The organism is Enterobacter cloacae complex sp. IR5458 (assembly GCF_049238025.1).
GTDB classification, from domain to species: Bacteria; Pseudomonadota; Gammaproteobacteria; order Enterobacterales; family Enterobacteriaceae; genus Enterobacter; species Enterobacter kobei.
Window position 1 is genome coordinate 35,132 of the sequence record NZ_JBMKIF010000026.1, and the last position, 25,150, is coordinate 60,281.

Consider the following 25,150-nt stretch of genomic DNA (forward strand, 5'->3'; position numbering starts at 1 on the left):
TTTGTTTAATTTTACGACGAACGAATAAAAACTTTAGAAAATGCGTTGACTCATTTTCAACTCTCCCTATAATGCGACTCCACACAGCGGGGGTGATTAGCTCAGTTGGTAGAGCATCTCCTTTACACGGAGGGGGTCGGCGGTTCGAGTCCGTCATCACCCACCATCTACTTCGGTAGACTCGCAGTATAGATAAGTTTTGAGATTGGGCGATTAGCTCAGTTGGTAGAGCATCTCCTTTACACGGAGGGGGTCGGCGGTTCGAGCCCGTCATCGCCCACCATTCTCATCTTATCGCAGTAGTTCCGAAATGGGCGATTAGCTCAGTTGGTAGAGCATCTCCTTTACACGGAGGGGGTCGGCGGTTCGAGCCCGTCATCGCCCACCATTCTCATCTTATCGCAGTAGTTCCGAAATGGGCGATTAGCTCAGTTGGTAGAGCATCTCCTTTACACGGAGGGGGTCGGCGGTTCGAGCCCGTCATCGCCCACCATTTCGGGTCGTTAGCTCAGTTGGTAGAGCAGTTGACTTTTAATCAATTGGTCGCAGGTTCGAATCCTGCACGACCCACCAATGTAAAAAAGCGCCCTAAAGGCGCTTTTTTGCTATCTGCGATATGGATGATTCGAACCTGCAGCAGGTTCGGGCCGAACGCAGTGAGGCACCGGAGTCGTTTACGGCGACGGCCCGAAGGGCGAGCGAAGCGAGTCATCCTGCACGACCCACCAATGTAAAAAAGCGCCCTAAAGGCGCTTTTTTGCTATCTGCGCATCTGCAGTTTGTCTACTTTCCTGCCGTCAACGTCTCAATCAACGTCTTCACCGCCGGCGTCACCTGTTTCTCGTTATACACGACATACAAATCTGCCGGAATACGCTCTTTCAGCGGGCGAAACACCACGCCCGGCCACTGCATTTGCGCGTAACTGTCGGCAGCGAGCGTAATCCCCATCCCCATGCTTATCATCGCCAGTACCGTTTGTGGCTCTACGGCTTCGCGTACAATCATCGGTGAAAAACCGGCCTGCTGGCAGACGCGATGTAAAAATGCCCAGTCAGAATGTGCTGACGGCATCGTGACGAAATACTCGTCCTGTAAATCAGCAAGCGCAACGGAGGGTTCCCTAACCAGCCGGTGATCTTCCGGCATCGCCACAAGAAACGCCGCCTCGCGCAACCGCACGCTGGTAAACCCCGCGGTGGGTTCCGTTGCCATTCGCCAGATCCCAATATCCAGCTCCTGACGCTCAAGCAGCGCCATCTGCATGACCGGCGACTTTTCGCGAAAAACGACATCAACATTCGGATGTTCTTTCAAAAAAGTGCGCATAACCGTGCGCACCTCACTCCACATGGCGGTACCGACAATACCCAGCTCAATACGCCCTGCCTCACCCCGGCCAATTTGTTCGACGCGCGCCAGAGCCTGATTTGCGCTGGCAAGCAGCCGACGAGACTCTTCCATCAGCACTTTACCCGCATGCGTCAACGCGACGCTTCGCGAGTGGCGAATAAACAGTAACGTGCCCAGCTGGCTTTCCAGCTCTTTAATGTGCAGGCTTAATGGCGGCTGGGACATATTGAGACGGGCCGCAGCCCGTCCAAAATGCAGTTCCTCCGCCACGGCCAGAAAATAGCGCAGCAGCTTGAGGTCGGTTCGATAGACGCGTTCCATCAAAACATATCCTGGCGATAACACTTAAGCGCCTACCTTAAAGCCTTTCACCGCAGAGAGGGGAAATTTAGTGCGCAACTGTGCGCATCTCGCTGTTTTTACTGGCGTGGTGGTAGTTAAAGCTGAAATAAAACACTACGGCCAGTACCAGGGCATAGGCTGCAAACACCAGCCAGATCGTCTGCCAGTCTTTCACCCCATCCACCGAGAAATAATCAACTGCCATACCGCTCAATACCGATCCGAAATAAGCCCCAATACCGTTAACCGTCGTCATAAACAGCCCCTGTGCGCTGGCGCGAATATCGGTGCTGACCTCCTGTTCGACAAACACTGAGCCGGAAATATTGAAGAAGTCGAATGCACAGCCATAGACAATCATGGAAAGCATGAGCAGCACAAAGCCCGTTGCGGAGGGGTCGCCAAAGGCAAACAGACCAAACCGGAGCATCCAGGCCACCATGCTCATCAGCATCACGGCTTTAATACCAAACCGTCCGAGGAAGTACGGAATGGTCAGAATGAAGAACACCTCTGACATTTGCGAAACGGAGAGCAAAATGGACGGGTACCTGACGATAAAGCTATCTGCATACGCCGGATTACGGGCAAAATCATGCAGGAAGGGGCTACCGAAGGTATTGGTGATCTGCAGCACAGCACCCAGCAGCATCGCGAACAAAAAGAACACCGCCATGCGAGGCTGTTTAAAAAGAACAAAGGCATTAAGGCCCAGCTTGCTGGCCAGAGACTGGGACGTTTTCTGCTTTGCCACGGGAATGGCCGGCAACGTCAAAGAATAGAGCGCCAGCAGCAGAGACGCGCCAGCTGCAATATAAAGCTGCACGTTGCTTAGCTCCGCCCCCATCAGGCTTATGGCCCACATTGCCGCAATAAAGCCCACGGTGCCATACACCCGCACGCGCGGAAAATGGCTTACCGTCTCCAGACCCGCCTGCTCAAGACAGGAATAGGAGATCGTATTCGACAGCGCAATGGTGGGCATAAAGGCCATCGCATTGACCAGCATGACCCAGAACATCAGGCCGGGCTCATTCACCTGCGCGGCGTAACAGAGTGCGGCGGCACAGACGAGGTGGCAAATGACGTAGGCGCGGTCTGCCCGTAGCCATTTGTCGGCAATGATTCCCACCAGCGAAGGCATAACGATCGCGGCAAGGCCTTTGGAGCTGTAGACCATGCCCACGTCGGAGCCGGTAAAGTGTAGGGTGTTGATCATGTAAGCACCGAGGGTAACCAGCCAACTCCCCCAGATAAAATATTGCATAAAGGACATCATCTTTAAGCGAGTCGTGATGTTCATAGCCCATTCCTTATAGCAGTGTGGCCCTGACGGGCCACTTTATTGTTTTACTCAGGCAATATGGCGGAGAAAACCGCAGATAAGATTGATGAAGTTCTGGCGTGAGAGCTCAGCCGCCGCGAGCGTCTGCTCATGCGACAGCTTTACCTCGCCCAAACCTTCGGCGAGGTTGGTAATTGCAGAAACGGCTACAACCTTCAGGCCACAGTGGCGTGCGGAAATCACTTCCGGCACCACGGACATGCCGACCACATCGCCGCCGATAATTTGCATCATGCGGATCTCTGCCGCCGTCTCGAAGTTCGGGCCCGGATAAGAGACAAATACCCCTTCATGCAGCGGGAAACCCTCTTTCGCCGCCACGGTTTGCAGCATCGCACGGTAATCCGCGTCGTAAGCATTGGCCAGGGAGAAGAAACGGTCGCCAAAGCGCTCATCGTTCAGCCCCACCATCGGCGTGCCAGGCATGGTATTGATATGGTCGCTCAGGGCAACCAGGCTCCCCGGCAGAACTTCCGGGCGCAATGAGCCTGCCGCATTGGTGCTAAACAGCAACTCACATCCCAGCAGTTTGAACGTGCGGATCGCATCGGTCATGATGGTCATCCCGCGCCCCTCATAGAAGTGCCCTCGCCCTTTCATACAGGCAACAGGCACCCCGGCAAGATGCCCCAGCACCAGCTCGCCTGCGTGGCCGTGGACGGTGCTCACCGGGAAGCCCGGCAGTTTTTCATAGCTCAGGGAAACGGCATCATCAATCTGGTCGGCGAGCGCGCCAAGGCCAGAGCCGAGAATAAACGCCACGCGAGGCGTGAAGTCAGGCTTAGCCGCACGGATAATATCGGCGCAGTACCACGGGTTATTTGAGAGGGTCATAGAGGCTCCTTGAGAATGAAGATCGCGATAGCATGGATCGCATGACCCTAGTCTTATATCCGGAGCCTGCGGGTGACCTCCAATACACTTTCCCGACACCATCAATACTGTTTTTGTATCAATGTAACGCCCTGCCAGATATGGCTGTTTTGCTCAAGCTAATCCCGTCAGTGCCGATACCTCTGTTTTATAACGCGAGGAAAAAGTATGACGACCATTCAGGCTTCAGCCCCACCCATTCAAACCAGCGGCGGCGGGAGTGGGGCTTCCGGCGGGAACGATATTGCTGCGCAAATCAGCCGTATTCTCGACAAAATCCAACAGCTGACTCAGCAGTTAAAAGAGCTGGCGGACAGTTCCGGCAGTGCAGATGAAAAGAAAAAGCAGCAGGAGCTCATTCAGACCCAAATCACCGTGCTACAGGCGCAGCTCGCCGCGCTGCAGCACCAGCAGGCTGAAGAGGAGCAAAAGAAACAGGAGCAAGCGCCGGGTAAAGTGGAAGGGGTGAATAGCCCGACAGACGATCATCAGATCGATATCTATATTTAATCGTCGGATGCGTTAAACAGTGGGTCGCGTATGCGGGCCTCGGTTAATCGCTGTGCCTGGATACGCACCACTTCCCATATAGCCTGCGCCGCCCCCGAGAGGGAACGATTTTTGCGCCGGACTAACATCAGTTTTCGCTCGACAACAGGCGTTAAACGCTTCACGGCCAGTCGGCTCCCCTGCGGCAGGGGGAGTGCCAGAGCGGGCAACACGCTGATCCCAATTCCGGCTTCCACCATGGGAAACAGCGTGGCCGGATGCCCAATTTCCTGCACGATGGTGGCCTTTACGCCCTGATTAACCAGCGCGGAATCGATCAGCGGACGGCTGCCGGAGGCATAATCCTGCAAAACCAGGTTCGCGCCCTGCAGGGACTGCCAGTTGACCGCCGGCAAGGTTGCCAGCGGATCGTCATCCCGGCAGAGCAGTAAAAAAGGCTCAGAAAGCACGCTTTCGCACGCCAGGTCGCTCACCTGGCCGGGGTCGATCACAATACCAAAATCCACATCTCCCTGACGGATGCTTTCCAGCACCCACTGCTGCGGCCGGTCATGCAACACAAAATCAATGTCCGGATAGCGGTGGTTTCCCTCCGCGATACACTGCGGGATAAGGTGTGCCGATATTGTCTGGCTGGCTGCGACCCGCACGGTACCCGAAAGCTGCTGCCCCAGCCTTCCCACGTCTCTGAGCGTGCTGTTCAGTTCATCCAGCAGACGTTCGAGGCGCTGGGCCAGCTGCTGCCCTGCTTCGGTCAGCACCACTTCGCGTGTGGTACGGTCAAGCAACCGCACGCCGGTCTGATTTTCCAGCTCTTTCACGCTGTGGCTGACGGCTGACTGGCTGAGGCCAATCATCTCTCCTGCCCGGCTGAAGCTACGGGCATGGGCGACGGTGACAAAAATACGAAGCTGGCGTAAGGAGTAATTCATCTGTTTAATTCATGAATGAATGCAATAAATCAATTTTATTTCTCAAATGGAAAAAAGCACAATAGCGACATCTGTTTTCAGGAGTCATTATGAAACTATTTCGTATTGTTGATCCGTTTACGCTTACTCTGGTGGTCACCGTTTTACTGGCCTCGTTTTTCCCGGCCCGCGGTGGTTTCGTCCCGTTTTTTGAGGGGCTGACGACGGCCGCTATCGCGCTGCTGTTCTTTATGCACGGCGCAAAACTCTCCCGCGAAGCGATTATCGCGGGTGGTGGCCACTGGCGACTGCACCTCTGGGTGATGTGCAGCACCTTTATTCTGTTCCCCATCCTCGGAGTGCTGTTTGCGTGGTGGGCGCCGGTTAACGTCGACCCGGCACTCTACACCGGTTTTTTGTATCTCTGTATTCTGCCAGCCACCGTGCAGTCGGCCATTGCGTTTACCTCCCTCGCGGGTGGCAACGTTGCGGCCGCGGTCTGCTCCGCATCGGCATCCAGCCTGTTAGGGATTTTCGTCTCCCCGCTGCTGGTGGGCCTGCTGATGAACATGCATGGCGCGGAAGGTAACCTTGAGCAGGTGGGCAGGATCTGTCTGCAACTGCTGCTGCCGTTTGTCCTGGGCCATCTCTCGCGCCCGTGGACAGGTGCGTTTGTGACGAAGCATAAAAAGTGGATCTCCAAAACCGACCAGACCTCAATTTTGCTGGTGGTTTACTCCGCCTTCAGCGAAGCGGTCGTGAACGGGATCTGGCACAAGGTGGGCGCAGGCTCACTGCTGTTTATCGTGGTGGTCAGCATTGTCCTGCTGGCGATTGTCATTGCCGTAAACGTCTTTGTGGCACGTAAATGCGGCTTCAACAAAGCAGATGAAATTACGATTGTTTTCTGCGGTTCGAAGAAGAGCCTGGCGAACGGTATCCCGATGGCCAACATTCTGTTCCCGACCTCGGTAATTGGGATGATGGTATTGCCGCTGATGATTTTTCATCAGATCCAGCTGATGGTCTGCGCCGTGCTGGCGCGTCGCTATAAACGTCAGACGGAAAAACTGGCGCAGGAAGAGACCCGCGCCGCGAAGGCTTAAGGACGTTTCAGGGGCTGAACCAGCTGGGTCAGCCCCTCGGTTTTGATCAGTAGCGTGATAGCCATCAGCTCGCCCAGTCGCCCGGCCGGGAACTCATCCTTACGGGCAAACCACAGCAGATACTCCTCCGGCAAATCGATCAGCCTGCGGCCCTTATATTTACCGAACGGCATCTCCGTATTGGCGATCGCAACGAGCTGCTCTTTTTCCACGTTACTCTCCTAACAGACGCATCATTTCCGCTTCGTCGATAACCTCAATGCCGAGTTCCTGGGCTTTCGCCAGCTTCGAACCCGCTGCTTCCCCGGCAATCACCAGGTCGGTTTTCTTCGACACGCTGCCCGCCACTTTTGCGCCCAGCGCCACCAGACGCGCTTTCGCATCGTCGCGTGAAAGCTGGCTCAGGCTGCCGGTCAGCACCACCGTTTTACCGGCGAACGGACTGTCGATCTCTTCGGCATTAACCACCATCGGCGCGGGCCATTTGATGCCCTCTGCCAGCAGTTTGCCAATGACTTCGCGGTTGCTCTCTTCCGCAAAGAAGTTAAAGACGTGCGTGGCGACTACAATGCCGACATCCGGCACTTTCTGCAGCTCGTCGATGCTTGCCTTTTCCAGCGCCTCCAGCGTGCCAAAGTACGCCGCCAGACCTGCTGCCGTTGCTTCCCCCACTTCACGGATGCCCAGCGCGTAAAGGAAACGGGCGAAGGTGGTCTCTTTTGCGGCTTCCAGAGCGTTAACCACGTTCTGCGCCGACTTCGGCCCCATGCGATCCAGACCGGTCAGCTTGCCCGCCGTCAGTTTGAAGAGATCCGCTGGCGTATGCACATACTCTTTTTCAACCAGCTGATCGATAATCTTATCGCCCATGCCGTCGACGTCCATGGCGCGACGGGAGACGAAGTGCTTCAGTGACTCTTTACGCTGCGCGCCACAGATCAGGCCGCCCGTACAGCGCGCTACCGCCTCACCTTCAACACGCTCCACGTCAGAGCCACACACCGGGCAATGGGTCGGGAAGACCACTTCACGCGTATCATCAGGGCGTTCAGACTCAACGACGTTTACCACCTGCGGAATAACATCGCCCGCGCGACGAATCACCACTTTGTCACCAATCCGCAGGCCCAGACGTTCAATCTCATCGGCGTTATGCAGCGTGGCGTTACTCACCAGCACGCCCGCGACCTGCACAGGCTCAAGACGGGCGACCGGGGTAATGGCGCCCGTACGGCCGACCTGGAACTCCACGTCGCGAACGAAGGTCATCTGCTCCTGAGCAGGAAACTTAAACGCCACCGCCCAGCGCGGCGCACGCGCCACAAACCCCAGCTGCTCCTGAAGCGCCAGAGAGTTCACCTTAATGACTACGCCATCAATATCAAAACCGAGCGTCGGACGGTCCGCTTCCACCTTGTGGTAGAACGCGAGTACCGCCTCTGGCGAGTCACAGAGCTGCACGCGGTTACTCACCGGCAGGCCCCACGCCTTAAACTGCATCAGGCGCCCGAGGTGCGTATCCGGCAGCTCACCTCCCTCCAGGATCCCCACGCCGTAGCAGAAGAAAGTGAGCGGTCGCTTCGCGGTGATACGCGGGTCAAGCTGGCGCAAAGAGCCTGCCGCCGCATTACGCGGGTTAGCAAATACTTTCCCGCCGGTGCGACGCGCTTCTTCGTTGATTTTCTCGAAGCCCGCCTGCGGCAGGAACACTTCGCCGCGCACTTCCAGACGCGCAGGAATATTGTCCCCCTGCAGCTTCAGCGGAATTGCGCGGATGGTACGCACGTTGGTGGTGATGTCTTCACCCGTCGTGCCGTCGCCACGCGTCGCGGCACGCACCAGCACGCCGTTTTCGTAGAGAAGACTGACCGCCAGGCCATCAAGCTTCAGCTCGCAGCACCAGGTGAGAGCGTCGCTGCTTTTCAGACGGTCCTGCACGCGCTTGTTAAACGCGAGGAAGCTCTCTTCATCAAAGACGTTATCCAGCGACAGCATCGGTACTTCATGGCGTACCTGGCTGAACGCTCCCAGCGGCTCGGCACCGACGCGCTGGGTGGGAGAATCCGGCGTAATGAGTTCCGGGTGCTGCGCCTCCAGTTCGCGCAGCTCGCGCATCAGGCGGTCATACTCCGCATCCGGCACCTCCGGCGCGTCCATAACATGATAGAGATATTCATGATGGCGAAGCGTGGTTCGCAGGTCAGTGAGTTGTTGTTCGATTGAGTCCATATCGCACCATCAATGAGAAAAAACCCCCGACATGCGGGGGTTGAGGAGGAGTTGACGTAAACGCGATGATTACGCGTTGGCTTCCTTAACTTCGCGGATGCGGTCCTGATACTCGCGCAGTTTCTGCGGGGTCATCATTCGACGCTGATCGTCGAGCACCACACCGCCTACTTCGTCAGCGATGTGCTGAGCGGATTGCAACATCAGCTTAAAGTTTTGCAGTTCATCACCGTAAGAGGGCACCTGCATAAAGATGGTGACACCTGGGGTCACGAAATCACCGGTCATTTCCGGATCAAAAGTACCCGGGTTGACCATATTGGCCAGGCTGAACAGCGCCGGGCCGCTACCGTCAGGGCTCAGGTGGCGATGGAAAATATTCATGTCGCCAAACTTGAAGCCTGCCTGTTGAATACTGTTAAGCAGCACATCACCGTTGAGATGGCTACCGTGATGCGCGGCCACGTTCATGATGATCACCGCTTCTTTACGCTGCGGTTTTTCAACAACCGGTTCTGGCTCTGCTACTGGTTCTGGCTCAACATGCTGTGCTGGAGCAGGCTGCGGCGCTGGCTGCACATGAACAGGCTGCTGCGGCTGTTGTACCGGCTGCGCGGGCTGTTGTTGCACAGGCTGCTGCACGGGCTGCGGTTGAACCGGCTGTGGCGCAGCAGGCTGCTGATGGACAGGCTGTTGCGGCGGCTGGCGCACAGGCTCTTCTACCGGCTGCGGCGCCTGCTGGCGCGGCTGAGCAGAGGCGTACGGCGGTTGATACTGGTGCTGCGCAGGACGGGGGGCTTCATGCTCCCCATGAGCCGCGCCGGGCGCAGTATTGACCCGATGAACACGAACTTCACCCACGCCGTCATCGTCGCGACCGTCGATGTCATCTTCAATGTCATCGTCATCACGACTGGACTTCATGCGCTTCAGTGGGCGATCGCGGAACATCGAAGAACGCTCTTTACGGCTGGTCCAGAAACCATGTACCAGTAAAGCGATTATGGCGATCGCGCCAACAATGATTAATATCAGACGCAAATCCTGCATCATTATATTCTCTGTTGTTCTAACACCTTGCCACCACGGCAAACATTTACTCACTAAGAGTATTTGCCGTTTACGTCAAGTGCAAGTGTGTGCAGAGCATTCACAGCATAAAGATGAAGGAAATCGTGCTTTTTGCTGGTTTTTCGAACATTTCCGAACTGGTCATTAGCCTACAAGTGGATAATATAGGCGGCAATTCCACTGGTTGTGAAAAAAGGAGTACAGCCTGGTTATGGTTTCAACATCGTCTTCTCCCCCACGCAGCGGCGTCTGGTATTTTTCTCAGGGCTGGAAACTGGTTTCACTGCCGGGTATCCGACGCTTCGTCATCCTTCCGCTGTTGATCAACATTCTTCTGATGGGCGGCGCGTTCTGGTGGCTTTTTACAAAGCTCGAGAGCTGGATCCCTGCGTTAATGAGCTATGTGCCCGACTGGCTACAGTGGCTGAACTATCTGCTCTGGCCGGTGGCGGTTATCTCCGTGCTGCTGGTGTTCGGCTATTTCTTCTCAACCATCGCTAACTGGATAGCCGCACCGTTTAACGGCCTGCTGGCAGAACAGCTGGAGGCGCGGCTTACCGGCGCTACGCCGCCGGACACGGGCGTGCTCGGGATCATGAAAGATATCCCCCGCATCATGAAGCGCGAGTGGCAGAAATTTGCCTGGTACCTCCCCCGCGCGGTAGTGCTGCTTATCCTCTATTTTGTGCCCGGCATTGGCCAGACCGTGGCGCCGGTGCTGTGGTTCCTGTTCAGCGCCTGGATGCTCGCCATCCAGTATTGTGATTATCCGTTCGATAACCACAAGGTACCGTTTAAAGCGATGCGCAACGCCCTGCGTACCCAGAAGGTCGCCAATATGCAGTTCGGCGCGCTAACCAGCCTGTTCACGATGATTCCCTTCCTGAACCTGTTCATCATGCCGGTTGCTGTGTGCGGCGCGACGGCAATGTGGGTGGACTGCTACCGTGCTAAGCACGCGTTATGGAAATAATGCAAAAATGTGTAAAGCAGGGGTGGCTTATGCCGCCCCTTATTCCATACTGATCCCCATTATTTCCTTGCAGTATATAGATATGCGAATTCCTTACTTCCCCCTCCCTGCTTAGCAGGTATGCTGGGGCGGTATCCCAATTTCATACAGTTAAGGACAGGCCATGAGTAAGATTTATGAAGACAACTCGCTGACTATCGGTCATACGCCCCTGGTTCGACTGAACCGTATCGGTAATGGACGCATTCTGGCGAAGGTCGAATCTCGTAACCCGAGCTTCAGCGTAAAATGCCGTATCGGTGCAAACATGATTTGGGATGCTGAAAAACGTGGCGTGCTGAAGCCTGGCGTTGAACTGGTTGAACCGACCAGCGGTAACACCGGTATCGCTCTGGCCTATGTCGCTGCCGCGCGTGGCTACAAACTGACGCTGACCATGCCGGAAACCATGAGTATCGAACGCCGCAAACTGCTCAAAGCACTCGGCGCGAACCTCGTACTTACCGAAGGTGCGAAGGGCATGAAAGGTGCCATTCAGAAAGCGGAAGAGATTGTCGCCAGCGATCCGGCAAAATATCTGCTGCTGCAGCAGTTCAGCAACCCGGCTAACCCGGAAATTCACGAGAAGACCACCGGACCGGAAATCTGGGAAGATACTGACGGTCAGGTTGACGTGTTTATCTCCGGCGTTGGTACCGGCGGCACCCTGACCGGCGTGTCACGCTATATAAAAGGCACAAAAGGTAAAAAAGATCTGATCACCGTTGCGGTTGAACCCACCGACTCACCGGTTATCACCCAGGCACTGGCGGGCGAAGAACTCAAGCCGGGTCCGCATAAAATCCAGGGTATTGGCGCGGGCTTCATTCCGGGCAACCTGGACCTGAAGCTGATCGATAAAGTGGTCACCATCACTAACGAAGAAGCCATCTCTACCGCGCGTCGTCTGATGGATGAAGAAGGCATTCTCGCCGGTATCTCTTCCGGTGCTGCTGTTGCGGCAGCGCTCAAACTTCAGGAAGATGAAGCCTTTACCAATAAGAATATTGTGGTTATCCTTCCTTCCTCGGGTGAGCGTTACTTGAGCACCGCACTGTTTGCCGATCTGTTCACTGAAAAAGAGCTGCAACAGTAATGCCAGCATGTTAATAACGCGTAAAAAAGCACCTTTTCAGGTGCTTTTTTGTGGCCTGCTTCAAACTTTTGCCCCTCCTGGCATTGCTTCACCCCGTTGGGTCTGGTATTTAAACCAGCAATTATTTTGATGCGTGAAATTAATCAGTGAACGAAATAGCCTTGCTGAATCGATTTTATGATTTGGTTCAAGTCTTGCTTTCGCTGCATAATGTTTAATGACGATCGAAACGTCAGCGCTAACAATACAGGCTAAAGTTCAGTCGCCAGGCTAGACTTTAGTTCCACAACACTAAACCTATAAGTTGGGGAAATACAATGTTCCAGCAAGAAGTTACCATTACCGCTCCGAACGGTCTGCACACCCGCCCTGCTGCTCAGTTTGTTAAAGAAGCGAAAGGCTTCACTTCTGAAATCACTGTGACTTCCAACGGCAAAAGCGCCAGCGCAAAAAGCCTGTTCAAACTGCAGACTCTGGGCCTGACTCAGGGCACCGTAGTCACCATTTCTGCGGAAGGTGAAGACGAGCAGAAAGCAGTTGAGCATCTGGTAAAACTGATGGCTGAGCTCGAGTAAGTTTCCGGGTTCTTTTAAATATCAGTCACAAGTAAGGTAGGGTTATGATTTCAGGCATTTTAGCATCCCCGGGTATCGCTTTCGGCAAAGCACTGCTGCTGAAAGAAGACGAGATCGTCATCGACCGGAAAAAAATTTCTGCCGACAAGGTTGATCAGGAAGTTGAACGTTTTCTGAGCGGTCGTGCCAAGGCATCTGCGCAACTGGAAGCAATCAAAACTAAAGCTGGCGAAACTTTCGGTGAAGAAAAAGAAGCCATCTTCGAAGGGCATATCATGCTGCTCGAAGATGAGGAGCTGGAGCAGGAAATCATAGCCCTGATTAAAGATAAAGGCATGACGGCCGACGCGGCTGCGCATGAAGTTATCGAAGGTCAGGCAACTGCCCTGGAAGAACTGGATGATGAATACCTGAAAGAACGTGCGGCTGACGTACGTGACATCGGTAAGCGCCTGCTGCGCAACATCCTGGGTCTGGCCATCATCGACCTGAGCGCGATTCAGGATGAAGTGATCCTGGTTGCCGCTGACCTCACCCCGTCCGAAACCGCACAGTTGAACCTGAAAAAGGTCCTCGGTTTCATTACCGACGCGGGTGGCCGTACCTCCCACACCTCTATTATGGCCCGTTCTCTGGAACTGCCTGCCATCGTGGGTACCGGTAGCGTCACCTCTCAGGTGAAAAACGGCGACTATCTGATTCTGGATGCCGTAAACAATCTGGTTTACGTCAATCCAACAAACGAAGAGATCGAAAAACTGCGCGCGGTTCAGGAGCAAGTTGCGACTGAAAAAGCGGAACTCGCTAAGCTGAAAGACCTGCCAGCCATCACCCTGGACGGCCATCAGGTTGAAGTGTGCGCAAACATCGGTACCGTACGTGACGTTGAAGGCGCTGAGCGCAACGGTGCGGAAGGTGTGGGTCTCTATCGTACAGAATTCCTGTTCATGGATCGTGACGCGCTGCCTACTGAAGAAGAGCAGTTTGCTGCATATAAAGCCGTAGCGGAAGCGTGTGGCTCTCAGGCGGTTATTGTCCGTACTATGGACATCGGTGGCGACAAAGAGCTGCCATACATGAACTTCCCGAAAGAAGAGAACCCGTTCCTGGGCTGGCGTGCAGTGCGTATCGCCATGGATCGCAAAGAGATCCTGCGTGACCAGGTGCGCGCAATTCTGCGTGCCTCTGCTTTCGGTAAACTGCGCATCATGTTCCCGATGATCATCTCTGTTGAAGAAGTGCGTGCACTGAAGAAAGAGATCGAAATCTACAAACAGGAACTGCGCGACGAAGGTAAAGCGTTTGACGAGTCAATCGAGATCGGCGTGATGGTGGAAACCCCAGCAGCCGCGACCATTGCGCGTCATTTAGCCAAAGAAGTTGATTTCTTTAGTATCGGCACCAATGATTTAACGCAGTACACCCTGGCAGTTGACCGTGGTAATGATATGATTTCACATCTCTACCAGCCAATGTCACCGTCCGTACTGAACTTGATCAAGCAAGTTATTGATGCTTCTCATGCAGAAGGTAAATGGACTGGCATGTGTGGTGAGCTTGCAGGCGACGAACGTGCTACACTTCTGTTGCTGGGTATGGGTCTGGACGAATTCTCTATGAGCGCCATTTCCATCCCGCGCATTAAGAAGATTATCCGTAACACGAACTTCGAAGATGCGAAGGTGTTAGCAGAGCAGGCTCTTGCTCAACCGACAACGGACGAGTTAATGACGCTGGTTAACAAGTTCATTGAAGAAAAAACAATCTGCTAATCCACGAGATGCGGCCCAAATTACTGCTTAGGAGAAGATCATGGGTTTGTTCGATAAACTGAAATCTCTGGTTTCTGATGATAAGAAAGACTCCGGAACTATTGAGATTGTTGCTCCGCTCTCCGGCGAGATCGTCAACATCGAAGACGTGCCGGATGTAGTGTTTGCTGAGAAAATCGTTGGTGATGGCATTGCTATCAAACCAACTGGCAACAAAATGGTTGCTCCAGTTGACGGCACCATCGGTAAAATTTTTGAAACCAACCATGCGTTCTCTATCGAATCTGATAGCGGTATCGAACTGTTCGTTCACTTCGGTATCGACACCGTTGAACTGAAAGGCGAAGGCTTCAAACGTATCGCGGAAGAAGGCCAGCGTGTGAAAGTTGGCGACCCGGTAATTGAATTCGATCTGCCACTGCTGGAAGAAAAAGCCAAGTCTACCCTGACGCCGGTTGTTATCTCCAACATGGACGAAATCAAAGAACTGATCAAACTGTCTGGCAGCGTCACCGTGGGTGAAACCCCGGTTATCCGCATCAAGAAGTAATTCTTGCCGTACAGAAAAATGGCGCCTTCGGGCGCCATTTTTGTTTATGCGGGAAGGATAAGCTCGTCGTACCCTTTCGACTGGGTGTACAACATCACGTCAGTCACCCGATCCCCCGCCATGCGGATAGCATCGGCAACGGTTTTCCCCTCAACGATACCACTGACCAGCTCGGAACAGAACAGATCGCCCGTCCCTTTCAGATCGGTTTCTACGCGCGGATGCGCGCTAACGGTAACGCCCTCTTTCGTCACCAGCACCACGTGGATGTTGTGCGGGTCGTCAGCGACCGGCGCGCTGGTAATCGCCACCCATTTCAGGGAATCGGAAAGCAGCCCCTGCGCTGCCGCGACGGCGCTTTCCGGCGTGCGGCACGGTTTTCCGCTTAATACTTCCAGTTCATAGACGTTTGGCGTAATACCCTGCGCCAGCGGCAACAGGTGCTCCCGATACGCTTGCGGAATATCCGGCTTCACGTACATTCCACTGTCAATGTCGCCAATAACCGGGTCGACCAGTACCAGCAGGTCAGGATGGTGCGCTTTGACCGCCTTCAGCCACTGAGCCAACAGGGCGATCTGGCTGGCGCTGCCCATATAACCGGTGGTAACCGCTTTAAGCTCGCGCAGGATCTCGCGTTCTTCCAGCGCCTTCAGGTAGCCGCTGAACCACTCATCGGGGATCACGCCGCCGTAGAAAGTGTCATAGTGCGGCGTATTGCTGAACAATACCGTCGGCACGGCGGTGACGTTCAGCCTGTGGGTACGAATATTCGGAACCGCAATGCTGTTCCCCACGCTGCCATAAACCACCTGCGACTGCACTGCGACAATATCGGTTTGCTGCGCCCGGGTGTTATCCCGGAATAAAATCATCTCCATGACGCTTAAATTCCCGCCCCCTGCGAATAACTCTCTTCACCAAAGACGCCGGTAGACAGATAGCGATCGCCGCGGTCGCAGATAATCGCGACCACAACGGCGCCTGGATTCGCCTGCGCAACGCGCAACGCCCCCGCTACCGCGCCACCCGAGCTGACCCCGCAGAAGATGCCTTCACGCACGGCCAGCTCACGCATGGTATTCTCCGCCTCGCGCTGGTGAATATCCAGCACCTGATCCACCAGCTGCGCATTAAAAATGCCCGGCATGTATTCTGCTGGCCAGCGGCGAATCCCCGGAATGCTGCTCCCCTCTTCCGGCTGCAGGCCAACGATAGTGACGGCTTTTTCCTGCTCGCGCAGAAAACGCGACACGCCGGTGATGGTGCCGGTGGTGCCCATGCTTGAGACAAAATGGGTAATACGTCCGTTGGTTTGCTGCCAGATTTCCGGGCCGGTAGTGGTGTAATGCGCGTAGGGGTTATCCGGGTTGTTGAACTGATCGAGCAGCTTACCTTCGCCGCGCTCCGCCATTTCTAAGGCTAAATCGCGTGCGCCTTCCATCCCCTGCTCTTTAGTGACCAAAATTAGCTCGGCCCCGTAGGCGCGCATTGCGGCGCGGCGCTCCTGGCTCATGTTGTCCGGCATCAGCAGCTTCATGCGGTAGCCTTTCAATGCCGCAATCATTGCCAGTGCAATCCCGGTATTGCCGCTGGTGGCCTCAATCAACACGTCGCCGGGCTTTATCTCACCGCGTTTTTCAGCCTGAACAATCATCGACAGCGCCGCACGGTCTTTCACCGAGCCTGCCGGATTATTGCCCTCAAGTTTGACCCAGATTTCACTGCCGTTGTCTGGCCCCATGCGCTGAAGCTTGACCAGAGGAGTGTTGCCGATGGTGTGTTCGAGTGTAGTCACGATTTTTACTCAATAAAAAAGCCGGGGGCGCGCAGCGATCCCGGCCTACAAGACGCAGTGATAACTGTAGGCCCGGTAAGCGCAGCGCCACCGGGCGATAAACATCCTAATAACCTATCAGGCTGACTCCGCCAGAGCAATATCCTCGCGCGTCTCGATGCGCTCCTTCCCGTGATAAATACGGGCATGCTGCAGGCCGACAAACAGACGCTCGCCCCGGTGCGGCGGCACATCATCACGCATGACGACGGTCAGCGGCTCGGTATACCAGCCTAGCGGCTGTACCACCAATTGGGTGTAGTGCCCTTTAGGGCTAGCTTCCAGTACCTGCACTGGCAGCGGTGAATCCAGGCTGGTGCGGCGGCTCACGTCCACTTCCCACGGACGCAGGAACAGATCGACCGGCCCCTGATGCGCGGAGGTATAGCCCAGCGGCCAGCGGTGCGCGCCGACGTGGAACTGTCCACCGCGAATGGTGCCCTGCAGACGATTCACTTCACCCATAAATTCCAGCACGAAACGGGTCGCCGGTTCACGCCAGAGCTGCTCCGGCTCGTCAACCTGCTCGATGTTGCCCTGGCTCATGACCACCACGCGGTCCGCCACTTCCATCGCCTCTTCCTGATCGTGGGTCACAAAGACGCTGGTAAACTTCAGCTCTTCATGCAGCTGACGCAGCCAGCGGCGAAGTTCTTTACGCACCTGCGCATCCAGCGCGCCGAACGGTTCGTCCAGCAGCAGAATTTGCGGCTCAACGGCCAGCGCACGTGCCAGCGCGACACGCTGTTTCTGTCCGCCAGACAGCTGCGCCGGGAAACGATCCGCCAGATGTGCCAGCTGCACCATCTCCAGCAGCTTAGTCACTTTCGCTTTGATGGTGGCGGCATCCGGGCGTTCGCGACGCGGCAGCACGGTCAGGCCAAACGCAATGTTGTCAAACACGGTCATGTGGCGGAACAGCGCATAGTGCTGGAACACAAAACCCACTTTACGATCGCGGGCATGCAGGCGGCTCACATCGGTGCCGTGAAAGCGAATGTGCCCGCTGGTCTGATGCTCAAGCCCGGCGATAATTCGCAGCAGCGTGGTTTTACCCGAGCCAGACGGCCCCAGCAGCGCCACCATTTGTCCGGAAGGGATATCCAGCGAGATATCATTCAGCACCTGGGTGCGACCAAAAGACTTCTTAATATTGGCAATCTCAATGCTCATGATTTCCCTCCTGATGCTGACGTTTTTCCTGATTCTCTAAACGCCACTGCACCACACTCTTCAAAAACAGGGTCAAAATAGCCATCAGCGTCAGTAACGCTGCGGCAGTAAAGGAACCGACGGTATTGTAGTCCTGTTCCAGTAATTCAATCTGTAACGGCAGCGACAGGGTTTCACCGCGGATGGAGCCAGAGACGACGGAAACGGCACCAAACTCACCAATCGCTCGGGCGTTGGTCAGCACCACGCCGTAAAGCAGCGCCCAGCGGATATTTGGCAGCGTCACGCGACGGAACATCTGCCAGCCTGACGCGCCCAGCAGCACCGCCGCTTCGTCTTCGTTGCTCCCCTGGCTTAACATCACCGGCACCAGTTCGCGCACCACAAACGGACACGTCACGAAGATGGTCACCAGCACCATACCCGGCCAGGCGAACATGACCTGCAGGTTATGCTCATCCAGCCAGCCGCCCAGCGGGCCGTTAGAGCCGTAAAAGAGCAGGTACACCAGACCCGCCACCACCGGCGACACGGCAAACGGAATATCCAGCAGGGTCAGCAGCAGCTGACGTCCCGGGAAGTTAAAACGCGTCACCAGCCACGCCAGTAGCGTCCCGAACACCAGGTTCACCGGCACGGTGATCAGGGCAATCAGTACGGTCAGCCAGATGGCATGGAGCATGTCCGGATTCGCCAGGTTCTCCAGCGCGGGCATCAGCCCCTTGCTGAACGCCTGAACGAAGATATACACCGTCGGCACGACGAGAATGAGGGCGGACACCAGCACGCCCACACCAATCAGAAACCATTTACCCCAGTTGATACGGGGAGCATCGTATCGCTTCAATTGCGTAACTTCCGCCATCAGTGACCTACCACACGTCGACCAAAGCGACTTTGCAGAGTGTTAATTGAGTACAGCAGCAGCAGTGAGGCTGCGAGGATCACCGAAGCAATGGCGCTCGCCGCCGGATAATCAAACTCCTGAAGACGGATGAAGATCATCAGCGAGGTGACCTCCGTCTTCCAGGCAATGTTCCCGGCGATAAAAATCACCGCGCCGAATTCACCGAGGCTGCGGGTAAACGACAGCGCAACGCCCGCCATCAGCGCCGGGGAGAGTTCCGGCAACACGACCTTGCGGAAACTCTGCCAGCGCGAGGCCCCCAGCGTTTCCGCCGCTTCTTCATATTCCGGACCCAACTCTTCCAGCACCGGCTGCACGGTACGCACCACAAACGGGATGCTGGTAAAGGCCATCGCCACCGCGATACCAAGCCAGGTATAGGTGACTTTGATATCAAGCTTTGCCAGCCACTCACCGTACAGTCCGTTCACGGAGAAGAGCGACGCAAGGGTTAAGCCCGCAACAGCCGTCGGCAGCGCAAACGGCAGATCCATCAGTGCGTCAAGCAGCGTGCGGCCAGGGAAACGATAGCGGGTTAAGATCCACGCCATCAGCAGGCCGAACACACCGTTAAAAATGGAGGCGACAAACGCCGACAGCAGCGTCACTTTATAGGCGGCCACCACCTGCGGGTTGGTGACCACGTCCCAGTATTGCGCCCAGCTCATCTGCGCAAGTTGCATCACCAGTGCGCTGAGCGGCAACAACAGGATCAGGCAGACGAACAGCAGGCTGGTCCCCAGACTTAAGGTAAAGCCCGGCAGCACGCGTTTGGTCGAGACTGCAAACATTACTTACGCCCCGCCGCCAGCAACTTGTCTAACTCACCGCCGCTGGCAAAGTGCGTTTTCATCACCTCAGGCCAGGAGCCGAAATGATCTTCCACGCGGAACAGTGCGGTCTGCGGGAATTTATCCTTCAGTTTGTTCATCACGTCCGGGTTATTCACGCGGTAGTAGTAATCGGTAATGATGGTCTGCGCCTGCGGGCTGTACAGATAGTTGAGATAGGCTTTTGCCGCTTTCTCAGTACCGTTTGCCTTCACGTTTTTATCCACCCACGCCACCGGGAATTCGGCCAGAATGTTGGTTTTCGGGATAACCACCTCAAAGCCCTGCGCTTCATACTGTTTGCGGATGTTGTTCACTTCCGACTCAAAGCTGATCAGCACATCGCCCAGCCCACGTTCTGCGAAGGTGGTGGTTGCCCCGCGGCCGCCGGTATCAAACACTTCAACGTTTTTCAGGAACTGGGTCATGAACTGCTCGGTTTTGGCTTTATCGTTACTGTCGGCCTTGTCCGCCGCACCCCACGCCGCCAAATAGGTGTAACGCGCGTTACCGGAGGTTTTTGGGTTCGGGAAAATCAGCTTCACGTCAGAACGCACCAGGTCGCTCCAGTCGTGGATATTTTTCGGGTTACCTTTACGCACCAGGAAGCCCATGGTGGAATAGAACGGCGAGCTGTTATTCGGCAGACGGCTCTGCCAGTCAGCAGGGATAAGTTTGCCCTTGTCGTGCAGGATCTGCACGTCAGTGACCTGGTTGTAGGTCACGACATCCGCCTTCAGTCCCTGCAATATCGCCAGCGCCTGTTTGGAAGAACCGGCATGGGACTGTTTGATGGTCAGCTTATCGCCGTTATTGTCTTTCGCCCACTGCTGTTCAAACGGTGGGTTAAGGGCGGCAAACAGCTCGCGGGAGACGTCATACGAACTGTTCAGCAGCTCAGTCGCCTGCGCCTGGGCCACCAGCAATAAACCTGCCAGCGCCAGAGTTCCTTTTTTCAGTACAGTAACGGCCATTGCGCACCCTTATAAATGTGATGACTATCTTATAGTCATAATATTTATAACGAGGTCGAAAGGAGTAACGGTTTTATATACCGTTTGGTGATTTAGAAGCAGAAAAGGGAATAAGGCTGCAATCCCCCTCTCCCCTGCGGGGAGAGGGTTCGGGTGAGGGGCGTTAAAGCGCCAGCAGACGCTCAACGGACGGCGCGAAGTAGTAGCCGCCGGTTACCGGTTTGGTGAAGCGCAGCATCGCGTCGCGCTTGCCGTCAGTGTCGCCGAACATGCTCATCAACTGCTGCTCGATGTTATACAGGCGTGCGCAGTACGCGCAGAAGTAAAGACCGTGGGTGCCGCTTGCGGTGCCATACGGCAGGCTCTGGCGGACAATCTTCAGCCCTTTGCCCTCTTCTTTGAGGTCAACGCGGGTCAGGTGAGAGGTCACCGGACGGTCATCGCCGTCGATCTCTTCGTTCGCCTCTTTGGTGCGACCAATCATCATCTCCTGGTCGTGCACGCTCATGCGGTTAAGCTGCTTGAGGTTATGCTCCCAGCGCTGCACGAACACGTAACTGCCTCCCGCATCCACGCCATCTTTGATGACCGCCACGTCACGACGCGTCTCTTCACCCGCCGGGTTTTCCGTGCCGTCGACGAAGCCGCTCAGATCGCGCTCTTCTACCCAACGGAAACCGTGAACTTCTTCCTGCACCTCAATGCTGTCGCCGAACGCTGCCACCGCGGCCTGGGCAACGGAGAAGTTAACATCGTGACGCAGAGAGAGAATATGAATGAGCAGATCGTACTGGGTGGCCGGAGCCAGACCTTTACCGTAAGGGATAAAGTCTTTCAGCTCTTCCGCCCCTTCGCCGCCGCTCAGCTGACGCCAGACGTTATTGCCAAAAGCAACAACGGCGCCGAGATGGGCATCCGGGAATTTGGCCTGGAAAGTCGCCAGTTTATCAACAAACGCTTTACTGGCCGCACGCAGGGCATCCACGTCCCCTTTGACATTGGCTTCGATCCAAATCGCCGCGCGGCAATGTTCTGGCAAAATGCCACTCTGAACCTGAGACATCGCTCCTCCTGAAATAAAGATGCCACGTCAGCGTGGCATTGATGGCGGGTATTATACCCGGATTTCAGCGAGGCGGTTTGTTCAGGCGCAAATTACTGCTTCCAGACTATTTTGCTCACTTTCCAGCTTTTCAGCGTGTCGTCAGACGGCATTAATCCCTCCGGACCGCTCCAGGTACCGGTGAAGACATAGCTGATGTGCTGGCTGCCTTCCGCCTTACATTCCACCGCGACGCCCTCGTCGGAAGGCGCGCTGGTGCAGTTGCCAAAGGCTTGTTTATACAGTTCGCTAAACGGCGTACCCACTTTCACACCGCTGGCGGTCGGGATTTCGTCGTCGAGCACCGCAATGCGGTTCACCGTGCCTTTATCGCCATTAATCACCAGCGCCAGTTTGTCCCCTTTTAGCGCTTCAAAGTACCGCACAATGTTGCCATTCTCGGTTTTCATGCCGCTACGCAGGCGGTAGTCACTGCTCAGGGCGTCCTGAATGGCATCCTGATCGAGCGCGGTTGATGCGGTAATTTTTCCTACGCCCTGCTCGGTCACTTCCGTGGACGCGCCAAACCAGTTCCACGGATAGGCTGCGGACCAGTTGATGGAGGAGAGCGTTGAACAGCCGGTTAATGCCAGCGGGAGAGCGCATAAAAGTAAACGCAGCGATTTCATTGAAACGTCCTTACGTGTTAAATCAACGCTTGTTGGAGTACGACTTCGGTAAAAAGTGCCGTTCTAATCTGACTCTTGCGTAAAACAGGCGCGTAGCCGGGGATTTGTCAGCAGCCACAGCAACGCCACAATATCCGCGATCACCAGCGCAATGCCGATACCCGAAAGGGGTTCACCGAACCACCAGAGCACGGGTTGCCAGAACAGTAGCGCTATCTGGGCAAGGATCAGCAGCCAGCGAAGCGCGCGCCACACACGCGGGATCGCATGCCGTCGGCCGCTGCATAAAAATGCCACCACCGCCGGTACGCCCGGAAGTAAGCCAAGCCAGAAGGCATCGTGATCGGGATAGAAGAGATTCAGCAGCGTGTCGCCCTGCCCGCGCGACGCGCCAGCCATCACAAACAGCACCCAGGTTCGCGCCTGCAGCAGCAGAACGCACCAGAATAAAAAAGGCAGCCTGAGGCGGCCCTGCGCGTCATAGTCTGCCGGATGGATCTCAGTACTCTTCATCTTCGATCAGGCGTTTACCTAAATTCAGCACGTCAGAGTGCTCATAGCCCAGACGTTCATACATGCCCAGCACCACATCGTTATCTTCCCGCACCATGATCTGAATTTTCGGGCAGCCGCGAGCAATCAGCTTCTTCTCTAGCCGGTTCAGTAACGCATTCGCGATGCCACGCCCACGGTATTCCGGATGGACCCCAAGATAATAAGCCGAGCCGCGATGGCCGTCATAGCCGCCCATGACGGTGCCGACAACCTCGCCATTCACTTCCGCGACCAGAAACAGACTGACGTCGTGATTCACCTTCCGTTCGATGTCCATCTCCGGATCGTTCCACGGACGCAGCAAATCGCAGCGCTCCCAAAGGGTGATCACCTCTTCGAAATCTTCCTGGCGAAAAACGCGTATCTCCATGGTATTAACCGCCTTTTCGGGTTCAAAAACAGTGATTATGGCGCGTACGGGACGTTTAGCCAATAACCGGGGAAAATCTCGCCAAAATTTGGCATAATGTCACTTTGTCACGTATTGAAATGAAAAGTAAAACAATTCTCAATAAGGACTGTCGTAACGGGAAACACGATACGATATAACACCAGGACCCCTTTTTTTAGTATTCAGGCCGCATGAGCACATTCAAACCATTAAAAGCACTCACATCGCGTCGTCAGGTTCTCAAAGCGGGGCTGGCGGCCTTAACGTTAACCGGTATTGCAAAGCAGGCTCAGGCGAAAGACGAGAGCACGCTCAAAACCAGTAACGGACACAGTAAACCCAAAACCAAAAAGCCAGGCGCAAAGCGTCTGGTGATGCTGGACCCGGGCCACGGCGGGATTGATACCGGCGCCATTGGCAAAAACGGGTCAAAAGAAAAACACGTCGTGCTGGCGATTGCAAAAAACGTGCGCGCAATTTTACGCAGCAACGGCATTGACGCCCGTCTGACGCGCTCTGGCGACACCTTTATCCCGCTGTATGACCGCGTGGAGATCGCCCATCAACACGGCGCGGATCTGTTTATGTCGATTCACGCTGACGGCTTTACCAACCCGTCAGCCGCGGGCGCGTCGGTGTTTGCCCTGTCCAACCGTGGGGCCAGTAGCGCCATGGCAAAATACCTCTCCGACCGTGAGAACCGGGCGGATGAAGTGGCCGGGAAGAAGGCCACGGACAAAGATCATCTGTTACAGCAGGTGCTGTTCGACCTCGTGCAGACGGACACCATCAAAAATAGCCTGACGCTCGGCTCGCATATCCTGAAACGGATTAAGCCGGTGCACCGCTTGCACAGTAAAAGCACCGAGCAGGCGGCGTTTGTGGTGCTGAAGTCACCTTCAATTCCGTCCGTACTTGTGGAAACATCTTTTATTACCAACCCGGAAGAAGAGCGGCTGCTCGGCACCACGGCGTTTCGCCAGAAGATTGCTAACGCCATCGCCTCCGGCATTATCAGTTACTTCAACTGGTTCGATAACCAAAAAGCGCACGCCAGGAAACGTTAATGAAACCCAATGCTCAACTGGTCAAAACGTTCCTGCTGCAACTGCAGGATGAGATTTGCCAGAAACTGGCCGCCGCAGACGGCGGTGAATTTCAGGAGGATAACTGGCTGCGTGAGGCAGGCGGCGGTGGCCGCAGCCGCGTATTGCGAAATGGCGGCATCTTTGAACAGGCGGGGGTGAATTTTTCCCACGTTCATGGTGACGCTATGCCCGCCTCTGCGACAGCGCATCGTCCTGAGCTGGCGGGCCGAAGTTTTGAAGCGATGGGCGTTTCGCTGGTGGTGCATCCGCATAATCCGTTTGTGCCGACCAGTCACGCTAACGTACGCTTTTTCATTGCTGAAAAACCGGGGGCCGATCCGGTCTGGTGGTTCGGCGGCGGTTTCGACTTAACGCCCTACTACGGTTTCGAAGAGGACGCCGTGCATTGGCACACCACCGCGCGCGACCTTTGTCTGCCGTTTGGCGAAGACGTCTACCCGAAATTTAAAAAGTGGTGCGATGACTACTTTTACCTGAAGCACCGCGACGAGCAGCGCGGCATCGGTGGACTGTTCTTTGACGATCTCAACACGCCCGATTTTGATACCGCGTTCAGCTTTATGCGCGCGGTGGGCGAAGGCTTTACTGAGGCCTATTTGCCCATTGTCGAACGACGTAAAGATATCGACTATGGCGTGCGCGAGCGCGAATTCCAGCTTTATCGCCGCGGGCGCTACGTGGAGTTTAACCTGGTGTGGGATCGCGGGACGCTCTTCGGCCTGCAGACCGGCGGGCGCACGGAGTCGATTTTAATGTCGATGCCGCCGCTGGTACGCTGGGAATACTGTTACGAGCCAAAAGAAGGCAGCCCGGAGGCTGCCTTGAGTGAGTTTCTGAAAGTACGCGACTGGGTGTAATTGCCGGATGGCGCTGCGCTTATCCGGCCTGGTTAACCCGT

The 25,150-nt window shown here is 55.4% G+C and carries 26 protein-coding genes, 5 tRNA genes and 1 other RNA gene; 15 read left to right on the plus strand and 17 right to left on the minus strand.

The features are described from left to right. The first annotated feature begins 90 nt into the window (after positions 1-90). From ACOTYN_RS19290 to ACOTYN_RS19315, 6 genes are all read left to right on the plus strand, one after another. A tRNA-Val gene (locus tag ACOTYN_RS19290) sits at positions 91-166 on the plus strand. Between the two features lie 41 nt (positions 167-207). Beyond that, a tRNA-Val gene (locus ACOTYN_RS19295) sits at positions 208-283 on the plus strand. A 29-nt stretch (positions 284-312) separates the two neighbouring features. After that, positions 313-388 (plus strand) — tRNA-Val (locus ACOTYN_RS19300). A 29-nt stretch (positions 389-417) separates the two neighbouring features. After that, positions 418-493: transfer RNA gene (locus ACOTYN_RS19305), tRNA-Val, on the plus strand. Positions 494-497: 4 nt separating this feature from the next. Continuing rightward, positions 498-573: transfer RNA gene (locus ACOTYN_RS19310), tRNA-Lys, on the plus strand. Between the two features lie 29 nt (positions 574-602). Further along, positions 603-728, plus strand: a non-coding RNA gene (locus tag ACOTYN_RS19315) — RtT sRNA. Between the two features lie 55 nt (positions 729-783). Here ACOTYN_RS19315 and ACOTYN_RS19320 read toward each other — a convergent pair. The 3 genes from ACOTYN_RS19320 to xapA all read right to left on the minus strand — a co-directional run bounded on the left by ACOTYN_RS19320 (position 784) and on the right by xapA (position 3,874). Beyond that, positions 784-1,674 (minus strand): LysR family transcriptional regulator, encoded by an 891-nt coding sequence (locus tag ACOTYN_RS19320; RefSeq protein ID WP_032635933.1) that lies wholly within the window; start codon positions 1,672-1,674, stop codon positions 784-786. A gap of 67 nt (positions 1,675-1,741) precedes the next feature. Next, entirely contained in the window at positions 1,742-2,998 is a 1,257-nt protein-coding gene (locus tag ACOTYN_RS19325; RefSeq protein ID WP_023331034.1) for a nucleoside permease, read from the minus strand. Between the two features lie 51 nt (positions 2,999-3,049). Continuing rightward, entirely contained in the window at positions 3,050-3,874 is an 825-nt protein-coding gene (gene xapA, locus ACOTYN_RS19330; protein ID WP_014884731.1) for a xanthosine phosphorylase, read from the minus strand. Between the two features lie 207 nt (positions 3,875-4,081). On the opposite strand from xapA, the gene ACOTYN_RS19335 reads away from it, so the two are divergent. Continuing rightward, positions 4,082-4,423, plus strand: a complete 342-nt coding sequence (locus ACOTYN_RS19335) for a FlxA-like family protein (RefSeq protein WP_014884732.1) — start codon at positions 4,082-4,084, stop codon at positions 4,421-4,423. Here the strand turns inward: ACOTYN_RS19335 and ACOTYN_RS19340 are convergent. Further along, complete coding sequence (locus ACOTYN_RS19340) at positions 4,420-5,355, minus strand: LysR family transcriptional regulator (protein WP_014884733.1); 936 nt, start codon at positions 5,353-5,355, stop codon at positions 4,420-4,422. The genes ACOTYN_RS19335 and ACOTYN_RS19340 overlap by 4 nt on opposite strands. Before the next feature lie 89 nt (positions 5,356-5,444). On the opposite strand from ACOTYN_RS19340, the gene ACOTYN_RS19345 reads away from it, so the two are divergent. Then, entirely contained in the window at positions 5,445-6,440 is a 996-nt protein-coding gene (locus ACOTYN_RS19345; protein ID WP_014884734.1) for a bile acid:sodium symporter family protein, read from the plus strand. Here the strand turns inward: ACOTYN_RS19345 and ACOTYN_RS19350 are convergent. The 3 genes from ACOTYN_RS19350 to zipA form a co-directional block, all read right to left on the minus strand. After that, entirely contained in the window at positions 6,437-6,652 is a 216-nt protein-coding gene (locus ACOTYN_RS19350) for a DUF3820 family protein (RefSeq protein ID WP_014884735.1), read from the minus strand. The two genes, ACOTYN_RS19345 and ACOTYN_RS19350, sit on opposite strands and share 4 nt — an antisense overlap. Position 6,653: 1 nt before the next feature. Further along, complete coding sequence (gene ligA / locus ACOTYN_RS19355) at positions 6,654-8,669, minus strand: NAD-dependent DNA ligase LigA (RefSeq protein ID WP_071921986.1); 2,016 nt, start codon at positions 8,667-8,669, stop codon at positions 6,654-6,656. A 69-nt stretch (positions 8,670-8,738) separates the two neighbouring features. Beyond that, the gene (zipA, locus tag ACOTYN_RS19360) at positions 8,739-9,722 is read right to left on the minus strand and encodes a cell division protein ZipA (RefSeq protein ID WP_045134549.1); all 984 of its coding nucleotides are present in this window, start codon (positions 9,720-9,722) and stop codon (positions 8,739-8,741) included. A 229-nt stretch (positions 9,723-9,951) separates the two neighbouring features. On the opposite strand from zipA, the gene cysZ reads away from it, so the two are divergent. The 5 genes from cysZ (at position 9,952) to crr (ending at position 14,745) form a co-directional block, all read left to right on the plus strand. Then, a complete protein-coding gene (cysZ, locus tag ACOTYN_RS19365; RefSeq protein WP_023338618.1) occupies positions 9,952-10,713 on the plus strand; it encodes a sulfate transporter CysZ in 762 nt (253 codons plus the stop codon). A 163-nt stretch (positions 10,714-10,876) separates the two neighbouring features. Then, positions 10,877-11,848 carry a cysteine synthase A gene (gene cysK, locus ACOTYN_RS19370; protein WP_014884739.1) on the plus strand — a complete coding sequence of 324 codons (972 nt, stop codon included), beginning with the start codon at positions 10,877-10,879 and terminating at the stop codon, positions 11,846-11,848. A 317-nt stretch (positions 11,849-12,165) separates the two neighbouring features. Beyond that, positions 12,166-12,423, plus strand: a complete 258-nt coding sequence (gene ptsH, locus ACOTYN_RS19375; RefSeq protein WP_000487600.1) for a phosphocarrier protein Hpr — start codon at positions 12,166-12,168, stop codon at positions 12,421-12,423. A gap of 44 nt (positions 12,424-12,467) precedes the next feature. Further along, entirely contained in the window at positions 12,468-14,195 is a 1,728-nt protein-coding gene (ptsI, locus tag ACOTYN_RS19380) for a phosphoenolpyruvate-protein phosphotransferase PtsI (protein ID WP_014884740.1), read from the plus strand. 40 nt (positions 14,196-14,235) lie between these two features. Further along, complete coding sequence (crr, locus tag ACOTYN_RS19385) at positions 14,236-14,745, plus strand: PTS glucose transporter subunit IIA (RefSeq protein WP_003861316.1); 510 nt, start codon at positions 14,236-14,238, stop codon at positions 14,743-14,745. Between the two features lie 44 nt (positions 14,746-14,789). Here crr and pdxK read toward each other — a convergent pair whose 3' ends face one another. The 10 genes from pdxK to ACOTYN_RS19435 form a co-directional block, all read right to left on the minus strand. After that, positions 14,790-15,626: a pyridoxine/pyridoxal/pyridoxamine kinase gene (gene pdxK / locus ACOTYN_RS19390; protein WP_023338619.1), complete on the minus strand. Its 837-nt coding sequence runs from the start codon at positions 15,624-15,626 to the stop codon at positions 14,790-14,792. Between the two features lie 5 nt (positions 15,627-15,631). Beyond that, complete coding sequence (gene cysM, locus ACOTYN_RS19395) at positions 15,632-16,543, minus strand: cysteine synthase CysM (protein WP_023338620.1); 912 nt, start codon at positions 16,541-16,543, stop codon at positions 15,632-15,634. A gap of 117 nt (positions 16,544-16,660) precedes the next feature. Beyond that, positions 16,661-17,755 carry a sulfate/thiosulfate ABC transporter ATP-binding protein CysA gene (gene cysA / locus ACOTYN_RS19400; protein WP_008501607.1) on the minus strand — a complete coding sequence of 365 codons (1,095 nt, stop codon included), beginning with the start codon at positions 17,753-17,755 and terminating at the stop codon, positions 16,661-16,663. Next, on the minus strand, positions 17,745-18,620 hold the full coding sequence (gene cysW, locus ACOTYN_RS19405) for a sulfate/thiosulfate ABC transporter permease CysW (protein ID WP_023331041.1): 876 nt from the start codon (positions 18,618-18,620) through the stop codon (positions 17,745-17,747). Before cysW ends, cysA begins: the two co-directional genes overlap by 11 nt. Further along, positions 18,620-19,453, minus strand: a complete 834-nt coding sequence (gene cysT, locus ACOTYN_RS19410; protein WP_023331042.1) for a sulfate/thiosulfate ABC transporter permease CysT — start codon at positions 19,451-19,453, stop codon at positions 18,620-18,622. The genes cysW and cysT overlap by 1 nt, the downstream gene beginning before the upstream one ends. Next, on the minus strand, positions 19,453-20,466 hold the full coding sequence (locus tag ACOTYN_RS19415) for a sulfate ABC transporter substrate-binding protein (RefSeq protein WP_248178352.1): 1,014 nt from the start codon (positions 20,464-20,466) through the stop codon (positions 19,453-19,455). The genes cysT and ACOTYN_RS19415 overlap by 1 nt, the downstream gene beginning before the upstream one ends. Positions 20,467-20,629: 163 nt before the next feature. Beyond that, positions 20,630-21,529, minus strand: coding sequence for a Dyp-type peroxidase (locus ACOTYN_RS19420; RefSeq protein WP_023331044.1), 900 nt, complete (start codon positions 21,527-21,529; stop codon positions 20,630-20,632). Positions 21,530-21,621: 92 nt separating this feature from the next. Then, a complete protein-coding gene (locus tag ACOTYN_RS19425; RefSeq protein WP_071921981.1) occupies positions 21,622-22,197 on the minus strand; it encodes an RpoE-regulated lipoprotein in 576 nt (191 codons plus the stop codon). Between the two features lie 63 nt (positions 22,198-22,260). Then, positions 22,261-22,710, minus strand: coding sequence for a DUF2919 domain-containing protein (locus ACOTYN_RS19430; protein WP_045268316.1), 450 nt, complete (start codon positions 22,708-22,710; stop codon positions 22,261-22,263). Further along, the gene (locus tag ACOTYN_RS19435) at positions 22,697-23,122 is read right to left on the minus strand and encodes a GNAT family acetyltransferase (RefSeq protein ID WP_014884750.1); all 426 of its coding nucleotides are present in this window, start codon (positions 23,120-23,122) and stop codon (positions 22,697-22,699) included. The genes ACOTYN_RS19430 and ACOTYN_RS19435 overlap by 14 nt, the downstream gene beginning before the upstream one ends. Positions 23,123-23,334: 212 nt before the next feature. Between ACOTYN_RS19435 and amiA the strand changes: the two genes are divergently transcribed. After that, the gene (amiA, locus tag ACOTYN_RS19440; RefSeq protein WP_014884751.1) at positions 23,335-24,210 is read left to right on the plus strand and encodes an N-acetylmuramoyl-L-alanine amidase AmiA; all 876 of its coding nucleotides are present in this window, start codon (positions 23,335-23,337) and stop codon (positions 24,208-24,210) included. Further along, positions 24,210-25,109: an oxygen-dependent coproporphyrinogen oxidase gene (gene hemF / locus ACOTYN_RS19445; RefSeq protein WP_045268317.1), complete on the plus strand. Its 900-nt coding sequence runs from the start codon at positions 24,210-24,212 to the stop codon at positions 25,107-25,109. Before amiA ends, hemF begins: the two co-directional genes overlap by 1 nt. Positions 25,110-25,150 lie beyond the last annotated feature (41 nt).